Here is a 17715-nt window from a genome sequence, read left to right on the forward strand (position 1 = left end):
TTTACTTTTTCGTTAAAACGCAATATAATAATAACAAATCCTGCGATGTACGTTACGGTTACTCGTTGTTTTGAACCAATGATAATGTCTTGGGAGATCTACACGAAGCGCAGCTGAACCGCCCTGTCTATATGACTTGGGGAATTCAAAAACGTTTTCTGCGATCACCCACCTGCTCTAGCAGGTTCAGAAGACACTGTAGCCGGACGGCATAAGCGGGTTTTCTCTTGTTTAAGCCAAGGCGCCCTGTTTCCCGTGAATAATGGGAGCGGGCGCTTTTTTGTATGTCTGGAATAAAGGGAAAGTGAGTTATACCCTTTTGTTCCTGAGACAAGAGTGTTACACTTAGAATAATGAACTTGGGATTTGTAGAGGGGGAAGAATTTTGTCGTTAAAAAGAACCTTGGTTGGCTTATTCCGCAGTCATGATGGAACAAGCGACCGCGCCAAAGATCCGACATTAAAAACGCGTTATTACAATCTAACTAAAGACAAAGCATGGGAAGAAGTTTCATCAACTTTAAAGAAAGTTCCTGGATTTAAGGTGCTTCACGAAGTGGAGTCTGTAGGTGAGATTACTCTTGAGAAAAGAACGGCATTTGGCCGTACGCTGGACATTACGGTATCGGTGCTAAATACGACGCCTGTTCGTTGTGGTGTAGATATGTATTCTGCATCTAGAGGTTCACTTGGTGATCTCGGGGCGAATTACCGTGTAATTCAACGCTTGTATGCATCTTTGGACAAAAAATTAGGAAAATACAAAGCAGACTGATTTTTAGAGGCCCGTCAAACCCTTCTTGCTTAGGGGTAGTATGAATGCGTTTACGTAAACGGTGAGCTGCTCAGTGTGTTATCGATAAATCTTTCTATTACAAAAAAAGCGGGAGAAGGATGGACCTTCTGCCGCTTTTTTAACAGAGATAATTAAGTATTGTTGGAATAACCGCTACTGATTAAAGAATTAGAGCAGCTTCTTCACAGCAGCAATAGCGTCTTCATAGTTAGGGTGCTCGGTCATTTCACTCAAATATTCAACATATACGATCTTGTCGTTCTTATCCAGAACAAAGATGGAGCGCATATCTAAGCGGAATTCTTTAATCAGCACACCATAGGCTTGTCCGAATGAGGTTGCTTTGTGATCGGATAGAGTAATAACTCGATCGATGCCGGCAGCACCGCACCAACGAGCTTGGGCAAACGGCAGGTCCGTGCTTACAGTTAGAATTACCACATCGTCACCAAGCTCTGCGGCTTCACTGTTGAACCGGCGGGTCTGTGCGTCACATACCCCGGTATCAAGAGAAGGGACAACACTGATTAGCTTGATTTTACCGGCATAATCACTTAGAGACACGTCTTCCAGAAGATTCTTGCTCAGAACAAAATCGGGTGCAGGATCACCAGCTGTTAGCTTAGGTCCTACGAGAGTGATGGGGTTGCCTTTAAAAGTAGCTACGCCTGTTTTTTCTTGCGTCATATCCTTGTTTTCCTCCTCGAATTATAATATTGGATTCTTACTGCCACAATAAATTATAATCTTAATAGCAGGAAGATGTCCAACCGGACAAGATATATATGTAAAGGGATGGGTGTTATGATATTTATTCGATACGAAAATTGGAAAAGTTATGTCCGGTATTATCCGGTAACCTGTCTGCTCATATTGGCCAATGTGATCATGTTTATCCTGACGGTAATTAACGGAGGATCAACAAATATTCAAACGCTTATTGATTTTGGTGCTATAGTTGATGTGAGTCCGTACAAAGAGGAACTGTGGCGCTATCTGGCCGCTATTTTTTTACATAATGGGTTTTCCCATCTGTTCTTTAATTGCTTCGCTCTCCTGGTGTTTGCACCGCCTCTGGAGCGATTGCTGGGCTGGTGGCGTTATGCGCTGCTCTATGTGGCGGGAGGCTTTCTGGCAAATCTGCTTACAATTGCGATTAGTGCCCGCTCAGTAGTAGAGGTTGGTACGGTTTCGGTTGGTGCTTCTGGAGCAATCTACGCCATTTATGGTGCATTTTTATACATTGCCGTTATTCAACGGGCGATGATGGATGAGGGCTCGCGTAAGACTTTATACGGATTGCTAATGATCGGGATCATTATGTCGTTTGCTACACCGAATGTGAATTGGGTTGCACATCTCGGAGGTTTGGTTTCTGGCTTTTTCGTATATGGGCTAATTATTCGTATATTCAAAAAAAGCCTAAGACAGGGGCGATGATGGAGTGGAGCTAAGACAGCTGCAATATTTTTTAAAGGTAGCTCAAAAAGAACACGTAACAAGAGCGGCAGAAGAGCTTCATGTAGCGCAGTCTGCGGTAAGTCGTCAGATTCATCAGCTGGAGCAAGAGCTTGGGGTTGATCTATTCATGCAAAAAGGGCGCAATCTGCAGCTTACCCCTGTTGGGCAGCTCTTTTGCAAAAAGGTTGAGAGTATCCTTAAGGAGTTGGAGCATTCAGTAAATGAGGTGCATGAATTTCTGGATCCCGAGCGTGGTGAGATTCGGATTGGATTCCCGCATAGCCTTGGCACACATCTAATCCCGACTATCGTTGCAGATTTTCGTAAGTATTATCCTCATGTCAAATTTCGTTTTAAACAAGGATCTTACCCTTCTTTGATAAAAGACGTATTGTCTGGAGAAGTGGATTTAACTTTCATTTCGCCTTTTCCGGAGAATGATGAGCATGTTTCGGGGGATATTGTAATGACTGAAGAGTTGTTTGCGATTCTTCCTCAGAATCACCGGTTGGCAGGAGAATCTGAAATTCGGTTGGAACAGCTGCAAAAAGAGAAGTTTGTTCTATTCAGCCAAGGCTATTCGTTAAGACCTATCGTTTGGCAAGCTTGCTTGCAGGCGGGATTCCAACCGCAGATTGCTTTTGAAGGCGGAGAGACCGATACCATTCGTGGTTTGGTGGCCGCAGGGATGGGTGTGAGCCTGCTTCCGGAGATGGCGTTCTATCAGACGAATCCGCTTCAACCAGCCCAGGTGAAGGTTGTGGAGCCTGCGGTGACGAGAACGGTTGGCTTGATCTACCGTACAGATAGTAAATTACCGCTGGTGGCACGTTCCTTTCGGACTTTTTTAATCTCCTACTTTAAAGCTAGGCAAAATAATACCCCGGTCGGCTCTTAGCCTTCCGGGGTTTTTGTTGTTTAGAGGTATGCGATATTAGTCGCGGTTGCCTAAAAAGACGGTGATCAAGCGAAGCAATTCAAGCAAGGATACTAGAGCGGCAGCAACATAAGTTAATGCAGCGGCGTTGAGAACCTTTGCTACTCCGCGTTCTTCTTCGTTGCGGATGAAACCTTGTTCTACCATGACCTGACGAGCCCGGTTACTGGCGTTGAATTCTACAGGCAGCGTTACGAGCTGGAATGCAACAGCTGCTGAGAAGAAAATGATACCCAAGCCTATAAGATTAAAGTAACCGAAGATGAAACCTGCCATCAGCATGAAAGGCGCGATGCCTGATGCGAAATTAACTACCGGGAACATCCGGTGACGAAGTGTCAACATAGGATAACTTACTTTATGCTGAATCGCGTGGCCTACTTCGTGACAAGCGACAGAAATTGCAGAGATGGAACTTTCATAATACACAGGCTCTGATAAGCGTACAACTCTGTGGATGGGGTCATAATGGTCTGAGAGTGTGCCTCTTACAGGTTCAATCGGAACATCGTGTAAGCCATTAGCATCGAGCATACGTCTCGCGGCTTCATATCCAGTCAGGCCGTTCGAATTAGCTACCTTTGACCACTTGCTAAAGGTTCCTTTGACTCTAAACTGTGCCCACAATGAGAAAAGAAAAGCAATAATTACTAATAGGTACATAAACATAGATGCATTCCTCCACTGTATTGTAAATATGGTATTTACATTGGCGGTCCTTGCGTAAGCAATAGCCGGATCGCTTCCATGCAGGCTAATCCCTGAGGGAGCAGATTTGAAAGTACGCGACTGGCCTGTCCTGGCTTCAAACCACTAATAAGAGGTTCAAGGGCTTTTACTTCCCGTTCTAGCCGCTGCATTTGCTGCTCTAACTCAACTAATTTATCAGAGACGTCAGTTTCTGGTGTTGCCTCGTTCCATTTGCCTAGCATAGATTTGATTTCTTCCAATGAATACTTGTCATGCTTTAATTGAGTAATACGTTCTAAAGCAGCCAAGGTTTCATGGCTGTATAGCCGATAATTTTTGGTGCTTCTAGATTCCGGGGAGATTAATCCCAGTTTCGTGTAATAATCAATAGTTCGTTCACTAATGTGAGCAGCCTTAGCTAATTCTCCAATTCGATACAAAATCATATCCCCATTTAATCTCGCCTCACTAATTGAATACGACTGCCGATAAGTGGCGGTCATCTCCTAAATTGATGGTTTCTTATGCTATCTGTAATGATAACAAACTGGAAACCATACAGTCAAACGTCATACTTTCATAAAGTATATGCAGTAAAGAAGGGTTAATTCATGAACGGTGATCTGTAGTTTCTATACAATACACTCAAACTCATAGGGATATCAAATTTGAAGAATGATTGGGTTGAAAACTATAAGTTACCCCAATACATAACATTAAATGTTATGTATTTTGTGATTTTGATAAAAGAAGCGTTCAATTATCAGGTAATATAAATGAGGTTGTGCGCGTAGTTATTTTAATGAAAATGCAGCTAGAATCAGGTCTTTAGGACCTCTAGTCCATTAGTACTGTGAAAATTTCGTGTGCTCAAATAAAATAAAATAAAAACATTCCCAAAATAGTCTTGTCAATTTACCTGACTTCTGATTATAATGACATTAAGAGTTTCACGCTTTGTTAGAAAATATAACATTGGGGAGTGGGGTAAAAATGAAAAAGAAATGGTTGATGATGTTACTGGCCATGATTACACTGATGATTTATCCGGTAAGTGCTTTTGCAGCGGACGGTCCGACGAACGTAGACTTACAAGTCGGATTGGACACAGCGTTTACCTTCCTGGCATTCATTTTAGTATTCTTTATGCAAGCAGGGTTTGCAATGCTCGAAGCGGGTTCGGTTCGGATGAAGAATGCAGGGCACGTAGCAGGTAAGACAGTACTTACCCTGGCTATCGCAAGTCTTTGCTTCTGGGCTATCGGCTTTGGACTTGGTTTCGGTAACGGCAATGGCTTCTTCGGTACTACAGGCTTCTTGTACGGAGGAGATTCAACCGCAGCTTCTTTTGAATCACTTGCATTTTCTGATGTTACTTTAAATGTTAAATTCTTATTCCAAATGGCCTTTGCAGCAGTTTCCTTGGCTATCGTATCTGGTGGTATGGCAGAACGTGCGAAGCTAAGTGTGTATATCATTTTCGGAATTTTGTTCTCCGTCGTAATTTATCCAGTTGTAGCACACTGGGTATGGGGCGGTGGCTGGTTGGCTGAGCTGGGTATGCAAGATTATGCAGGTTCCACGGTTGTCCATCTTACAGGTGCAACGGCAGCAGTGGTAGCAACCATATTGCTTAAGCCTCGGCTTGGTAAGTTTAATAAAGAAGGTAAACCCGTGATCATTCCAGGTCATAACCAAGTATTTACTGTACTCGGTGTTATTATCCTCTGGTTTGGTTGGTTCGGATTCAATCCAGGTAGTGCTTTGTCCCCAATGGGCGGTTTCTTCGGTCACGTAGCCCTAACAACGAACATCGCAGCAGCAGCAGGTGGTTTGGCAGCATTGATTGCTTCTTGGTTGTACTTTGGTAAATCTGATATTCCAGCAATGCTGAATGGTGTTCTGGCTGCATTAGTTGCAATCACAGGAGCGTGTGCTTTCGTTGATCCATGGGCAGCAATCATTATTGGTTTTGTAGCTGGCGCTTTTACATTCATGACTTCCCAATGGCTGGAACGTGCAGGGCTTGATGATCCAATCTATGCTTTCTCGGTGCATGGTATTGCGGGGATGTGGGGTGCAGTTTCAACGGGACTGTTCGCTGTACCTGAGCTTATCACTAAAGGCGGCTTGGTAGGTGAAGCTGGGTTGTTCTACGGTGGCGGTTTCCATCAACTAGGCGTTCAAGTGCTTGGTGTGGTTGGAACATTTGTTTTCGTAGCCGTTCTTTCTTTCATCATCTTGTATGTAATGAAGGTAACTATCGGACTTCGTGTTACAGAAGAAGAAGAATTGATGGGCCTGGATATCAGTGAACATGGTACTTACGGATACCCTGAGCAAATGAAATTGATCGCAGATTCGGAATCCAAAACCCTTAAACAATAACATTTCAACTCGGACAGGGAGGCGGACCGTGTGGCATCGATGGAGTTAACAGATGAGTATAATGAAGAAAGCTTTAGGACCATCGTATTGGCCGGTTCGTCAGAGGAGCTTAGGGAGAGGCGTGTTGCCTGTCAAAAAGTACTTCTCGAACAGTTGAATGTTATTCCTATAGAGGAATGGATGTTCCGTGTGAATACTATGCATGATCTTATTGCCCAAACCGCAGTACTCATATGTGAGGCGCAGATGAAAGAGGCGGGCTATGGCCCGCCTCCCTGTGCTTATTCCTTTATTGTGTTTGGCAGCAGTGGGAGGCAGGAGGCAACGCTTTGGAGCGATCAGGATAATGGCCTGATAGTCGAAGGAGAGCCTGATGGGGAAAAAAATCGCTATTTCGAATTTTTCGGAACTTTGTTATCCGATATGCTTGAAGAAGTAGGATATGAGAAATGTGCGGGGAAGGTAATGTGCTCCCAAGTCATGTGGCGTAAGACATTATCTGAATGGATAGAGCAGCTTGATAGCTGGAGAACTCAGTTGGAATGGGAGCCGATCCGGTATCTTATTATCTCTTCTGATATGCGTCATGTCGCAGGAAGCGTGAAGTTATCAGCGAAGTGGCAAGAAGCTTTCTATGAAGGCTTTGCGGAAAATGAGCAGCTGTCTAATGCTGTTCTTCGCAATACAGTACGCCACAAAGCGACTTTGAATTTACTGGGACAGGTGTTAACAGAACGGTTTGGTGATTATGCAGGCGGATTTGATGTTAAGTATGGGGTCTATATTCCGTTAGTGAACATTGTTAGACGGTTGTCATTACTACATGGCATTAGAGCTGGCTCGACATTAGAGCGGATTGAAGCGCTTGATAGGCTTGGGAAATATCAACATTTAGAGGATATCCGCAGAGCTTTCTTATTAGCAATGCGGTTGCGAGTGAACACGCCATATAGTGTTCAGGATGGATTGTTAATCAGCAGTGATTATGTAGCTGAGAGTGAATTGAAGAATAAGCAGCTGCTGTCTGAGCTGCGTGAAAGCCTGCTGCTTGTCAGACGCCTTCATCGGGCGCTGCAGCGTCAGCTCCGCTCAGCGGAAAGGTGGCGGTCATGAGGGAGCCGAACAAAAGCGGAGGATTCTGGAGTAATCTAAGACAAGGTGGAATGCCCTCGGCAATTGCTTCGATGAGAGGTGGAGAAACTGCACAACAGACTGCGCAGCAAATGGCCTTTATTAGATCTTTGATGCGAGAGAAACGGCGGCCTGAGGTGCTGCATACCCCATTGTCTGAATTAGAGACAGTGATCTTTGATCTAGAGACTACAGGCTTTTCCCATCAGCATGGGGATGAGATTATGTCTTTCGGAGCCGTCAAGGTCATTGGAGAGCAGATTAAAGAAGAGGAATGCTTTTATACACTGGTGAACTGTCAGACGGCTATTCCGGAGGATATTACAAGGCTGACTGGGATTACGGAAGAAATGACACAATCCGCTCCCTCCTTAATGGATGGCCTTCATAATTTTATGTCCTTTGTAGGTCAGAATGTGCTGGTGGCACATGCAAGCTCACATGATAAGGCTTTTCTTAATGCTGCTTTATGGAAAACCTCTAAAGTTCAGCTAACACACCGTGTGCTGGACACGATGATGTTAGCGCGATGGCTTGAGCCACAGCGAAGTAATTATTCGCTGGATGAGCTGCTATATGTGCATGAAATTCCGATTCATGGCCGTCATCATGCATTGGAAGACGCAAAGATGACAGCACAGCTGTGGGTGATCTACCTGCGGGAAATTTCGGAGCGCGGCCAAGTGGATACCTTGGGTGATCTTTATGCTTATTTAAGTAGAACGTGAAGCGGGGCTTGAGATAAACCGCGGAACAAATTACCGCCGCGGTCATCAGGCAAACGCTCAATATAAAATCCGTTCAGAATGGGATTGCCGCTATCTTTGGTGTTGGGAGAACCTATAAGATAAAGCGCAAACTCAGCTCCTAGTGCTGTTAGTCCTTTATAATCGGCAACTGAAGGGATAGGTGCTGAATGTGGGTGGGAATGAAATAGACCGATGATAGTTGGTTCATTGTACAGTACATTAATCCACTCTTCAGGGTGGGGAGTAAAAGTGTGCAGCGGGTCTGGCGCTACGTTGCGCAAGGGTACGTAAGTATCTATGAGCATGCCACCCGCTGCGGCAGCACCCAGCAGGACTCCGCATGCTTCATGCGGATAACAGGACAGCAGGTGCTTCCCCAGTGCTTGCTGTACGGAATATTTCAGTCTAATAGGCTGGACATTTCCCTGGAATGCTGCCATTTGTTCACCCCTCTCTCTTCATTAGGGTTTCGTCGCAGACGAAACCCTCTTTTTTATTATAAAAGTATATATTATTGTGTAAAAAATGGATGGTTTGAAATTTAACCTATTGAGGGTACAATAGTAGAAAACTATTCCAATCGTAAAGGAACAGATGACTATGAAAGCAAGTAATAAATTAAATATAACAGTATTACTCATAGTTGTATGTGTTGCTGTGTTTGCGGTGTGGTATAATCGTGAGCCAAAAGCAGAAGCTGTGCTTGCGCAGCAAAATGAGCTGCCGATGAAGAGTGGACCTAAGGCTGGACTGCGTGCACCTTCGTTTTCACTTCAGGGAACAGATGGGACTACCTATGTAGTTGATGGCCCCAGAGATAAAGCGGTAATCCTTAATTTCTGGGCTTCATGGTGTTATCCCTGCCAGCAGGAAGCTCCTGAACTTAATACCATGGCCACTAAGTATAAGGATGTTCTAGATATTTACGGTATTAATGTGAGCAGTCAGGATTATAAACCCAATGCTGAACGTTTTATCAAGAAATACGGTCTTGTGTTTCCGGTTATGTTTGATGTAAAAGATGAGGTGTACAGCAAATATAATGGAGCTGTTTTTCCCACCAATGTGCTTATTGATAAGAATGGAGTGATCTCTGAGATTATTTTAGGTATTCTTAGCCCTGAAGAGTTGGAGGAGAAAATAATCAAGCTTACCGAATCATGAAGCAGGCTGTCCCATGTGGAGACAGATCTGCTTTTTTCTCCAAACAGCAAAAATCTATAGATCAGCGATTCTTCTTTTTGGAGGATCGCTGATCTGCGTTTTTGGTCAGCCGCGATTTGCTTTAGTTGACCCCAAGCATTAATTTCACTATACAGTGGAGCAGAAATGGCTGGAACCCCGAAGTAAGCCTCGTTAGAACAATTGGGAAATTTCTCCCTATTATTTCGAGATCTCGGGTCATTCAACGAATAATTTAGGAAAATATCCCTCTAATCTAGCTGTTTTGGTGGGAAATAATGAAATCACCCTGATTTTTAGGGAGGAATTCCCTGTTTCTGTTCATTTATAGCGAATATCGGCTATTTTCAGGGAGTTTTTCCCTAATTATTCTACCGCACCCGCACCCGAACTCACACCCCGCGCATCCCGCACCGCACACTGCCCACCGGCCATAGTCTATGGGCTAAAGTAATAGTCCGTTATATAGCCTATTTAATAAAAAAGAAGCTGCCCTAAAAGTAGAATTCTACTTTTGGGAAGCTTCTTTTTTGTCTTACAAAATTCTATAAGTGATCAATTAATGATTGACCAGGCCTCTAGGTTCACTGCTGGTCGTCTTCTCATTCTCCAAAGAGAGCTCATTGAGAAGCGCGTAGCGCATACTGTCAACAAGTGCCTCCCAGCTGGCTTCAATTACGTTACTGGAGACACCAACCGTACTCCAGGTGTCTGTGAAGTTCTTGGATTCAATCAATACCCTTACCTTCGCTGCAGTCTGATCCTGTTCATCTATTACACGGACTTTATAGTCGGATAGATGCATTTCCTTTAATTGTGGGAAATAGGTCTGTAATGCTTTACGAAGCGCGTTATCGAGTGCGTTGACTGGACCGTTACCTTCAGCAGCGGTATAAAGATTCTCACTGCCAACTTTCAGCTTCACGAACGCTTCAGATACTACTGGATGTTCTGCGGTTTTCTCAACTAACATCTTGAAGGATTCAAAGGTAAAGGTTTCATTCATCTCGCCGGTAGCTTCCCGAAGGAGTAGCTCCAGTGAGGCATCGGCACCTTCAAACTGATAGCCTTGATGTTCCATCGTTTTGATTTTCTCGATCACCCGGCGAGCCTGCTCGCTGCTTGGATCCAGATTTAAACCCATGTCCTGCGCTTTGGAAAGTACATTGCTCTGTCCGGCAAGTTCGGAGACCAGCACACGCTGCTTGTTCCCGACAAGCTCAGGAGCGATATGCTCATAGGTCCGTGAATCACGCATGATGGCGGAGACATGGATTCCACCTTTGTGTGCGAAAGCTGCATTTCCGACATAAGGCTGATTTACCGGCAGATTAACATTGGCAACTTCACTAATGTAGCGGGCAGTGTTGGTAAGCTGTGACAATGAATCGCCTGGAATACAGTGATAACCCATTTTGATCTGTAGTGTAGGAATAATAGAACATAGGTTGGCGTTGCCACACCGTTCACCGTAACCATTAATGGTACCTTGTACTTGCCGTGCTCCAGCTCCGATGGCGCTAAGTGCATTGGCAACCGCTAGCTCACAGTCATTGTGAGTGTGAATTCCGAGATTGGCTCCGGGCAATTGTTGATTTAGAGCGGTAACAATCTCATGAATTTCGTAAGGTAAGGTCCCACCGTTGGTATCGCACATTACAAGCCAATCTGCTCCGGCTTCCCGGGCTTTGGACAGAACAGCTGCTGCATATTCAGGATTATTCTTGTATCCGTCGAAGAAATGCTCGGCATCAAAAATCACTTCAAGGCCTTGGCGTTTCAAGTAGGATATGGAGTCGCCGATCATGGCGAGATTCTCCTCAAGCGTAGTCTGTAATGCAGTGTGTACATGGAAATCCCAAGATTTTCCGACGAGTGTAGCAGCAGGAACCCCTGCGTCAATCATACGTTTTAAATTGTCATCGTTTTCGGCCAAGGAATTCTTCCGCCGAGTGCTGCCGAACGCTGTAATTTTGGCGTTCAGATGAAGCTCCTTGACTCTTTTGAAAAATTCAATGTCTTTATTGTTGCTTCCCGGGATGCCACCTTCAATATAGTGCACACCCAGATCATCGAGTTTCTTGGCAATCTTCAGCTTGTCGTCAGCCGACAGACTGATGCCTTCACCTTGGGTGCCGTCGCGTAATGTAGTATCGAAGATGGAGATGGACTTAGACATGAGAGTCCTCCTTATAGGGAAATGAATTTATATATTATAGCATTTTTACGCGGGAATGTAACAAAGAACTTTACAGCCTCTTAAGTTGACCTAACCGCAGCGGAGAGTTATTCTAAATTGGACAATAGAAAACCTGAGGATAAGAAGGTAGATATTGTGCAGAATGTTGATCAGTATTATCCAACGAGTGGCAGGGTTATCCTGCATGTTGATATGAATGCTTTTTACTGCTCTGTGCATGAGGCAGAGGACCCTGACCAATATAGAGGCAAAGCTACTGCGGTTGCGGGTAGTGTTGAATTGCGGAAAGGGATCATAGTGACTTGTTCCTACGTCGCCCGCAGAATGGGGATTTCGACGGGAATGCAGGTTCAGAAGGCGCTTCGTATTTGTCCATCGCTTATCGTTATTAAACCGGACTTCCATTTATACCGCAAATATTCTAATGCTTTTATGCAGATTGCATATAGCTATACTCCGTTACTGGAAGCAGTGTCCATCGATGAATGTTACCTTGATATAACTGGCTCCAGACAATTCGGTACACCCATGGAAATAGCGGAGACGATTCAGCGCCGTATAATGGAAGAATTGGGCTTGCCATGCTCAGTGGGGATCGCTCCCAATAAGCTGCTTGCGAAGATGGCTTCCGATTTAAAAAAGCCAAACGGTATTTCAGTGCTGCGGCTGCGGGATGTGCCTAAGATTTTATGGGACAAGCCTTGTAACGAAATGTTCGGCATTGGTGGAAAAACAGCAGAAAAGCTCCGCAAACTGGGCATTTACAGTATTGGTCAATTAGCAGCGGCTGATGAAAATATGCTGGTTGAGAATTTCGGAGTTATGGGCTCATGGCTAAAGCGTGCTGGCAACGGTATTGATCATGGGATCGTTAATCCTGAGCGGGAGCAGAGTAAGTCGATTGGACACACCACAACATTGCCGCGGGATGTCATAGGTCTTGCTGAGGTACGACCGATTTTGTTGAATTTAAGTGATCAGGTAGCCCGGCGCTTGCGTAAGCAAGGACTTGTTGCCTCAGGGGTGCAGCTGACCATTCGGACACCCGATATGAAGACCATAACCCGTTCGCGTCAGCTAGAGGCTCCTTCGGAGAGTGGGGAGGATATCTACAAGTCCGTCTGCGATCTATATGTTCGTCATTGGAATGGGGAGAAGCCTGTGCGGCTGCTGGGTGTGACCCTGCAGGGCTTGATTGCTAAAGAGGATTCTGCCATTCAGCTTGATTTGTTCGATTACGAACGTCAGCCTAAGAAAGAGTCTCTTAACAAGACTATGGACATGCTACGTAATAAATTCGGTGAAAATGCAGTGTTGACCGCCGGGATGTTAAGCGATTCTCACTCTGCAAGGCTCCGCAATCATAAAGAACGTGGCACTTCGTTGCAAAAGGATAATCTTCTATCTGTCGAGTCTGATAAAGAGTAACAAGAACATTCTATGACATGTCAAAATAGATGCCGTAGAATGCGTCAGAAATGCAAACGTATTGAAAATCGATTGAAATTGTATTCTTTTTATATTAATATGAGAAAATATAAGACGCTGGTACAACAGCGCTGTATTGTTCAACGGGAGGCAGAGATAAAATGGCTAAGTACACTTGGGTCGAAAAAGACACTTGTATCGCTTGCGGTGCATGTGGCGCAACGGCTCCTGATATTTTTGATTACGATGACGAAGGTTTGGCAGAAGTTATTTATGAAAATGACGGAAACCACGGCATCACAGCGATTCCGGATGATTTGTTTGATGATCTCCAGGATTCTTGTGATGGATGCCCAACCGACTCTATTAAAATTGCGGATGAGCCTTTTAACAAAGAGGGCTAATTAGCCGGGATTTTGTAACTTCTAGCACAACATAAAGACATCTCTCGCGAACTTTTGTTCAGCTAGGGATGTCTTTTTTGCGATGTCTGACCGATATTAATGTAGGAAGGAATTATAAAATTTCGGAGGTTCCGATGAAAAATTCTCAGCACCTCAAAGCATATGTACAGATGCATCCAGACAATAAGATGGCATGGTACTTGCTGGGTAAGGAATACTATAAGAACGGTCAACAGGGGAAAGCTAACTATTGCTTCAATCAGGCTGGAGAAGTATATGAAGCTTTCGAGCATAGTAAGGTGCCTGCGGAAACGCTACGGGAATATGAGGAAGGGCTGCTTCAGGCAAGCCGCCAGCGGGACCGAAGGCAGCAAAGATTCCGCTACATTATGCTTGGGCTGATGCTTCTATTACTGGTTATGGTGCCATCGGCTGTGGCTCCGGGTCTAGATATTGCGGGAGATCAGGATACGGTCCAAGACACGGTTACTTCTGAAGTTAAAGATCCGCTTGATCAAAAAGATGTTGAGAAGGAACCCGTTCTAGAGGCACGAAAAATGATGTATACAGCGCAAGAGAGTGGAGCTTCGGCTTCGTCAGGGAAGCTGATGGCAACTATGCTAATGCGCGAGGAACCGTTTCAAGCTGCTATTTTGGGCATGGAGCGGGAAGGGAAGTGGCTGCTGTGGAAAGAGAAGCTTCCGCTTAATTCCACACTGCAGAAGAATGGGAACGGACGGTTGGTATACCAATCCTATGATCCAGCGGCATGTGCATGCGAACCGCCAGAGCAAGGGGAACTTGCGGTGGATGCAGCTAAGTGGCAGGGGGATCAAGAGGAGCTAGCTACATTATGGAGTGCAATGAGGTCTTATCAGAATCATAAAGGCAAGCTTCCGGCTTCTTTGGCGGAATTGACCAGACCTTTTCCGGAAAATTGGATTGGCGGGACGACACCAGTTATGAAACGTGAGTTCAAATCTCTTAAGGAAATAGCAACTGCTAAGGCACTGGGTACACCGGAAGTTGCGGGTGAGCCTCCAAGCTCAACTGCTGAGGCGGGAATGGGCATACCGACGGCGTTAAGCGAGAGTGGAAGTAGTGGAAAGGGCGTTCCTTTTTTTGACCAGCCGCTTAGAGTGATTGTGGATAAACAAAAACACCGCTTGGCAGTAGTCAGCGGCTCTGTTATTCTACGAAATTATGAGGTAGGGCTTGGGGGAGACAAGACTCCGGAAGGCAATTTCATCATTACAGATAAAGTGGTCAATCCAAACGGTCATGATAATGGGGAGTTCGGAAGCCGCGGACTACAACTTTCAGATAGTAATTATGCTATTCATGGCACCAATGAGCCAGAAAGTGTCGGCAAGGATGAATCCCTTGGCTGTGTTCGGATGAGTCGAGAAGATGTGGAAGAACTATTCGCTATGATTCCAAAAGGAACAAAAGTGGTGATTAGTAAAGGGGTTCTGCCTGACAAGCAGCTGCTGCCGGCGAAACGCTTCAACCCTGCTGCTCCGTATGATCAGACCAACCCCCACAAAGTATACCACTGGCTGAATTAGTTCCCGGCAACTATAAACAGAACGATGATGAGAAGAATTAGTAAAGTTAAACTTACGCCGATCCACATTAGCGCTTTACGATTAACTTCTTCTTTCTTTTGCTGCAAAGTTGGTGGTTTACGTTTAGTTGACATCCAGCATACCTTCTTTCTCTCTTAATCGCTGATTACCCCTATATTGTAATGCGTTTACAAGAAAATTACTATACTTTGGGTTAAGCTCTCTGCACACTTACAGGGTAAAATGCTTTTCTTTTGTTCAAGAAAAGGCTAAAATTAAGAAGAAACCTACAGAATCGGGTAGACACGTGGATTAGTGAAGTACCCCTTAAGGAGCGAGAACGGTGTTGTATCGTAATTTTGGTAAACCAATTTTCTTTAAGCTGGACCCTGAGAAGGCTCACCATCTCGTCATAGGTGGATTGGATAAATCATCATCAGTTCCAGGGGGAAGCGCGGCATTGCGTTTGATGTATGGCGTTCCTGAAACGGCAGATTTAGCAGTTGATCTGTTTGGAATACATTTTCCGACTCCAGTTGGACTGGCAGCAGGCTTGGATAAGAATGCCGAGGCCGTTTCTGGATTCTCTTCGATCGGATTCGGATTTATGGAAGTGGGGACGGTTACCCCTAAGGGACAACCGGGAAATGATAGCCCGCGTTTGTTCCGTCTTCCCTCTGATGAAGCTCTGATCAATCGTATGGGCTTTAATAACGAAGGGGCTGACGCTATGGCAGAGCGTCTAAAAAAATTAAAAAATCGCAGAGTTCCAATAGCAGTAAATATTGGACGGAATAAAATAACTAGTAATGAAGCGGCTCATGAAGATTATCGTCAGTGTATCCGTACGCTTTATCCGTACGGTGATTTTTTTGTGGTCAATATCAGCTCACCAAATACACCGGGGCTGCGCAGTCTCCAGCATGGCAGCGAATTAGCGTTCCTGCTGGCACAAGTAAAGGAAGAAATGGAGATTCAGCGTAAAGCCACAGGCCTGAATAAGAGCTTGTTGGTTAAGATTGCTCCAGATGTAAGTGACTCTGAGTTGGAGTATATGGTTCAATCACTGACAGAAGCTGGTATGGATGGTATTATTGCTACGAATACTACATTGAACCGGGATGGACTTAGTCATGAAAAGGCTAATGAGACAGGTGGATTAAGCGGTAAGCCACTTCGTGACCGGTCAACGGAAATCATTCGTAGGATTTATCGCCAGACTGAAGGGAAGATGCCGATCATAGGTTCAGGGGGCATATTCACCAGTCAGGATGCGTATGACAAGATAAGAGCAGGCGCAAGTCTGGTCGAAATTTATACAGCACTCATCTACGAAGGACCGGAGGTTAACCGCAGGCTGCATGCCGGATTACGGCAGCTCTTACGGCGGGACGGATTCAGTCATATCTCTGAAGCAGTGGGTGCTGATCATCACTGATTGAAGGAGTCGAAAGGACAGGAGGACGAAGGCGATGGACGGCAGGGACTGGGGAACTTTTTTGCTTCCATATGAACAGACTGTGGAAGAATTGAAAGTTAAATTCAAAACAATGCGTTCGGAGTTGAAGAAAAGAGAGGAATACACGCCGATTGAATTCGTAACTGGTCGTGTAAAGCGGCTGTCAAGCATTTTGGAGAAGGCTAAGCGCCTGAATGTGAAGATGGAGGATCTGGAGACAGGCATTGAAGATATAGCCGGGATCCGGATTATGTGCCAGTTTGTGGAGGATATCCGCAGAGTGGCCGAATATATCCGGGCTCGTAAGGATCTTGAAGTCCTGTATGAGAAGGATTACATCACCAATTATAAAGAGAGCGGGTATCGCAGCTTTCATATGATTATTAAATATCCTGTGCAGACAGCTCTGGGACAAAAAATAGTGCTCGCAGAGATCCAAATTCGTACACTAGCTATGAATTTCTGGGCAACCATAGAGCACTCTCTGAATTATAAATATCGGGAAAGCTTGCCGGATGAAATGCGAGTGCGCCTGAAAACCGCAGCTGAAGCAGCCTCCATCTTGGACAGCGAAATGTCCAGTATTCGTGATGAAATCCTGGAAGCGCAAAAGACCTTCGAGGAAAACTCGAATATGACGACTCAAATTCTCAAATCTATTCATCAATTGTATTTCTATCATTTGGTGAATGAGGCTATAGATACTCAGGCTCGATTTAACGAAATATGGCAGGCTCAGGACATGGAAGCGATGAAGGAGCTTCTGGATCATGTACGGGGACTTCTCTCCGCAGCTAAAAAGGATAGTTTGCCGGATGGCTTATGATCCGTTGTACTTGGCGTATCTAGTGTACTTTAATCGTGACCGGGATTATTTCGAATGTCACGAGGTGCTCGAAGAGCTATGGCTTGCCAAGCAACGCGACCCATTGTACAAAGCACTTCTCCAAGTAGCTGTTGGGTTGTACCATTGCCGTAATAATAATATGCGTGGTGCAACGATTATGCTAAGCGGGGCTGCTGCCAAGCTGGAAGAATATTCAGCAGTGACACTCGGCATTAATTTGGCTAAGCTAGTGGTGGAAGTGAAGGATTATGTTCGCCGCATGGAGTCGTGTGAGCAGCAGCCATTTTCTTATTATGATCTGACTATAGAAATCATTGATCAAGGTCTAGCGGATGAAGTGAACTCTGCGGCTGAGGTGATCACACCGAATAATCCTCAACGACGAGGTCCTCAAAGACCGACCTCTTCTCATCGTAAATAATGATCCTCTATAAATGAGTATTGCCAAAGGAACACCCGTAAGGGTGTTCCTTGA

Annotated in this window: 19 protein-coding genes and 1 other RNA gene; 14 read left to right on the forward strand and 6 right to left on the reverse strand. The window is 44.9% G+C overall.

Annotated features, from left to right (window positions below; translation table 11 throughout):
- The first annotated feature begins 34 nt into the window (after positions 1-34).
- Together ssrS and NST40_RS10470 are read left to right on the forward strand one after the other, a co-directional pair.
- Positions 35-226, forward strand: a non-coding RNA gene (gene ssrS, locus NST40_RS10465) — 6S RNA.
- Between the two features lie 159 nt (positions 227-385).
- On the forward strand, positions 386-775 hold the full coding sequence (locus NST40_RS10470) for a DUF1499 domain-containing protein (protein WP_036689295.1): 390 nt from the start codon (positions 386-388) through the stop codon (positions 773-775).
- 189 nt (positions 776-964) lie between these two features.
- Here NST40_RS10470 and tpx read toward each other — a convergent pair whose 3' ends face one another.
- Positions 965-1483: a thiol peroxidase gene (gene tpx / locus NST40_RS10475; RefSeq protein WP_076125122.1), complete on the reverse strand. Its 519-nt coding sequence runs from the start codon at positions 1481-1483 to the stop codon at positions 965-967.
- Between the two features lie 117 nt (positions 1484-1600).
- Between tpx and NST40_RS10480 the strand changes: the two genes are divergently transcribed.
- Together NST40_RS10480 and NST40_RS10485 are read left to right on the forward strand one after the other, a co-directional pair.
- Positions 1601-2236 carry a rhomboid family intramembrane serine protease gene (locus tag NST40_RS10480; protein ID WP_076125160.1) on the forward strand — a complete coding sequence of 212 codons (636 nt, stop codon included), beginning with the start codon at positions 1601-1603 and terminating at the stop codon, positions 2234-2236.
- A 4-nt stretch (positions 2237-2240) separates the two neighbouring features.
- Positions 2241-3155, forward strand: coding sequence for a LysR family transcriptional regulator (locus NST40_RS10485; RefSeq protein ID WP_076125124.1), 915 nt, complete (start codon positions 2241-2243; stop codon positions 3153-3155).
- A 36-nt stretch (positions 3156-3191) separates the two neighbouring features.
- Here NST40_RS10485 and NST40_RS10490 read toward each other — a convergent pair whose 3' ends face one another.
- Positions 3192-3863: a zinc metallopeptidase gene (locus NST40_RS10490; RefSeq protein ID WP_076125126.1), complete on the reverse strand. Its 672-nt coding sequence runs from the start codon at positions 3861-3863 to the stop codon at positions 3192-3194.
- Between the two features lie 35 nt (positions 3864-3898).
- Positions 3899-4330: a MerR family transcriptional regulator gene (locus tag NST40_RS10495; RefSeq protein ID WP_036689305.1), complete on the reverse strand. Its 432-nt coding sequence runs from the start codon at positions 4328-4330 to the stop codon at positions 3899-3901.
- A 547-nt stretch (positions 4331-4877) separates the two neighbouring features.
- On the opposite strand from NST40_RS10495, the gene NST40_RS10500 reads away from it, so the two are divergent.
- The 3 genes from NST40_RS10500 to NST40_RS10510 are packed head-to-tail and all read left to right on the forward strand — an operon-like array spanning position 4878 to position 8131.
- Positions 4878-6272: an ammonium transporter gene (locus tag NST40_RS10500; protein WP_036689307.1), complete on the forward strand. Its 1395-nt coding sequence runs from the start codon at positions 4878-4880 to the stop codon at positions 6270-6272.
- Between the two features lie 39 nt (positions 6273-6311).
- Positions 6312-7385, forward strand: coding sequence for a DUF294 nucleotidyltransferase-like domain-containing protein (locus NST40_RS10505; RefSeq protein WP_076184365.1), 1074 nt, complete (start codon positions 6312-6314; stop codon positions 7383-7385).
- Entirely contained in the window at positions 7382-8131 is a 750-nt protein-coding gene (locus NST40_RS10510) for an exonuclease domain-containing protein (RefSeq protein WP_076191346.1), read from the forward strand. Before NST40_RS10505 ends, NST40_RS10510 begins: the two co-directional genes overlap by 4 nt.
- On the opposite strand, the gene NST40_RS10515 is transcribed toward NST40_RS10510, so the two are convergent.
- Positions 8113-8592, reverse strand: a complete 480-nt coding sequence (locus NST40_RS10515) for a M67 family metallopeptidase (RefSeq protein WP_076191348.1) — start codon at positions 8590-8592, stop codon at positions 8113-8115. The genes NST40_RS10510 and NST40_RS10515 overlap by 19 nt on opposite strands.
- 160 nt (positions 8593-8752) lie before the next feature.
- Here NST40_RS10515 and NST40_RS10520 point away from each other — a divergent pair, with 160 nt between their 5' ends.
- Positions 8753-9316 (forward strand): TlpA disulfide reductase family protein, encoded by a 564-nt coding sequence (locus NST40_RS10520; RefSeq protein ID WP_342410656.1) that lies wholly within the window; start codon positions 8753-8755, stop codon positions 9314-9316.
- Positions 9317-9893: 577 nt separating this feature from the next.
- Here NST40_RS10520 and cimA read toward each other — a convergent pair.
- Positions 9894-11513 (reverse strand): citramalate synthase, encoded by a 1620-nt coding sequence (cimA, locus tag NST40_RS10525; protein ID WP_076191352.1) that lies wholly within the window; start codon positions 11511-11513, stop codon positions 9894-9896.
- Between the two features lie 156 nt (positions 11514-11669).
- Here cimA and NST40_RS10530 point away from each other — a divergent pair, with 156 nt between their 5' ends.
- The 3 genes from NST40_RS10530 to NST40_RS10540 all read left to right on the forward strand — a co-directional run bounded on the left by NST40_RS10530 (position 11670) and on the right by NST40_RS10540 (position 14934).
- Positions 11670-12962 carry a DNA polymerase IV gene (locus NST40_RS10530; protein ID WP_076130151.1) on the forward strand — a complete coding sequence of 431 codons (1293 nt, stop codon included), beginning with the start codon at positions 11670-11672 and terminating at the stop codon, positions 12960-12962.
- 161 nt (positions 12963-13123) lie between these two features.
- Positions 13124-13366: a ferredoxin gene (locus NST40_RS10535; protein WP_036689316.1), complete on the forward strand. Its 243-nt coding sequence runs from the start codon at positions 13124-13126 to the stop codon at positions 13364-13366.
- A 134-nt stretch (positions 13367-13500) separates the two neighbouring features.
- Positions 13501-14934, forward strand: coding sequence for a L,D-transpeptidase (locus NST40_RS10540; protein WP_342410657.1), 1434 nt, complete (start codon positions 13501-13503; stop codon positions 14932-14934).
- Here NST40_RS10540 and NST40_RS10545 read toward each other — a convergent pair.
- Positions 14931-15068 (reverse strand): hypothetical protein, encoded by a 138-nt coding sequence (locus NST40_RS10545; RefSeq protein WP_167348489.1) that lies wholly within the window; start codon positions 15066-15068, stop codon positions 14931-14933. The two genes, NST40_RS10540 and NST40_RS10545, sit on opposite strands and share 4 nt — an antisense overlap.
- Before the next feature lie 209 nt (positions 15069-15277).
- Between NST40_RS10545 and NST40_RS10550 the strand changes: the two genes are divergently transcribed.
- Genes NST40_RS10550 through NST40_RS10560 form a run of 3 tightly spaced genes read left to right on the forward strand, consistent with a single transcriptional unit; the run spans position 15278 to position 17661 of the window.
- The gene (locus tag NST40_RS10550; protein WP_076130115.1) at positions 15278-16372 is read left to right on the forward strand and encodes a quinone-dependent dihydroorotate dehydrogenase; all 1095 of its coding nucleotides are present in this window, start codon (positions 15278-15280) and stop codon (positions 16370-16372) included.
- A 34-nt stretch (positions 16373-16406) separates the two neighbouring features.
- Positions 16407-17219 (forward strand): GTP pyrophosphokinase family protein, encoded by an 813-nt coding sequence (locus NST40_RS10555; RefSeq protein WP_036689325.1) that lies wholly within the window; start codon positions 16407-16409, stop codon positions 17217-17219.
- On the forward strand, positions 17209-17661 hold the full coding sequence (locus tag NST40_RS10560) for a DUF309 domain-containing protein (protein ID WP_076130116.1): 453 nt from the start codon (positions 17209-17211) through the stop codon (positions 17659-17661). The genes NST40_RS10555 and NST40_RS10560 overlap by 11 nt, the downstream gene beginning before the upstream one ends.
- Positions 17662-17715 lie beyond the last annotated feature (54 nt).

It is taken from the genome of Paenibacillus sp. FSL R10-2778 (assembly GCF_038593035.1).
Taxonomy (GTDB): Bacteria; Bacillota; Bacilli; order Paenibacillales; family Paenibacillaceae; genus Paenibacillus_AQ; species Paenibacillus_AQ odorifer.

What these genes read in the sequence shown, in the direction of transcription:
- tpx (WP_076125122.1), bottom strand. Translation starts at nt 1,483, where the DNA reads ATGACGCAAGAAAAAACAGGCGTAGCTACTTTTAAAGGCAACCCCATC.
- NST40_RS10480 (WP_076125160.1), top strand. Translation starts at nt 1,601, where the DNA reads ATGATATTTATTCGATACGAAAATTGGAAAAGTTATGTCCGGTATTAT.
- NST40_RS10490 (WP_076125126.1), bottom strand. Translation starts at nt 3,863, where the DNA reads ATGTTTATGTACCTATTAGTAATTATTGCTTTTCTTTTCTCATTGTGG.
- NST40_RS10495 (WP_036689305.1), bottom strand. Translation starts at nt 4,330, where the DNA reads ATGATTTTGTATCGAATTGGAGAATTAGCTAAGGCTGCTCACATTAGT.
- NST40_RS10500 (WP_036689307.1), top strand. Translation starts at nt 4,878, where the DNA reads ATGAAAAAGAAATGGTTGATGATGTTACTGGCCATGATTACACTGATG.
- NST40_RS10505 (WP_076184365.1), top strand. Translation starts at nt 6,312, where the DNA reads ATGGAGTTAACAGATGAGTATAATGAAGAAAGCTTTAGGACCATCGTA.
- NST40_RS10510 (WP_076191346.1), top strand. Translation starts at nt 7,382, where the DNA reads ATGAGGGAGCCGAACAAAAGCGGAGGATTCTGGAGTAATCTAAGACAA.
- NST40_RS10515 (WP_076191348.1), bottom strand. Translation starts at nt 8,592, where the DNA reads ATGGCAGCATTCCAGGGAAATGTCCAGCCTATTAGACTGAAATATTCC.
- NST40_RS10520 (WP_342410656.1), top strand. Translation starts at nt 8,753, where the DNA reads ATGAAAGCAAGTAATAAATTAAATATAACAGTATTACTCATAGTTGTA.
- cimA (WP_076191352.1), bottom strand. Translation starts at nt 11,513, where the DNA reads ATGTCTAAGTCCATCTCCATCTTCGATACTACATTACGCGACGGCACC.
- NST40_RS10535 (WP_036689316.1), top strand. Translation starts at nt 13,124, where the DNA reads ATGGCTAAGTACACTTGGGTCGAAAAAGACACTTGTATCGCTTGCGGT.
- NST40_RS10540 (WP_342410657.1), top strand. Translation starts at nt 13,501, where the DNA reads ATGAAAAATTCTCAGCACCTCAAAGCATATGTACAGATGCATCCAGAC.
- NST40_RS10545 (WP_167348489.1), bottom strand. Translation starts at nt 15,068, where the DNA reads ATGTCAACTAAACGTAAACCACCAACTTTGCAGCAAAAGAAAGAAGAA.
- NST40_RS10555 (WP_036689325.1), top strand. Translation starts at nt 16,407, where the DNA reads ATGGACGGCAGGGACTGGGGAACTTTTTTGCTTCCATATGAACAGACT.
- NST40_RS10560 (WP_076130116.1), top strand. Translation starts at nt 17,209, where the DNA reads ATGGCTTATGATCCGTTGTACTTGGCGTATCTAGTGTACTTTAATCGT.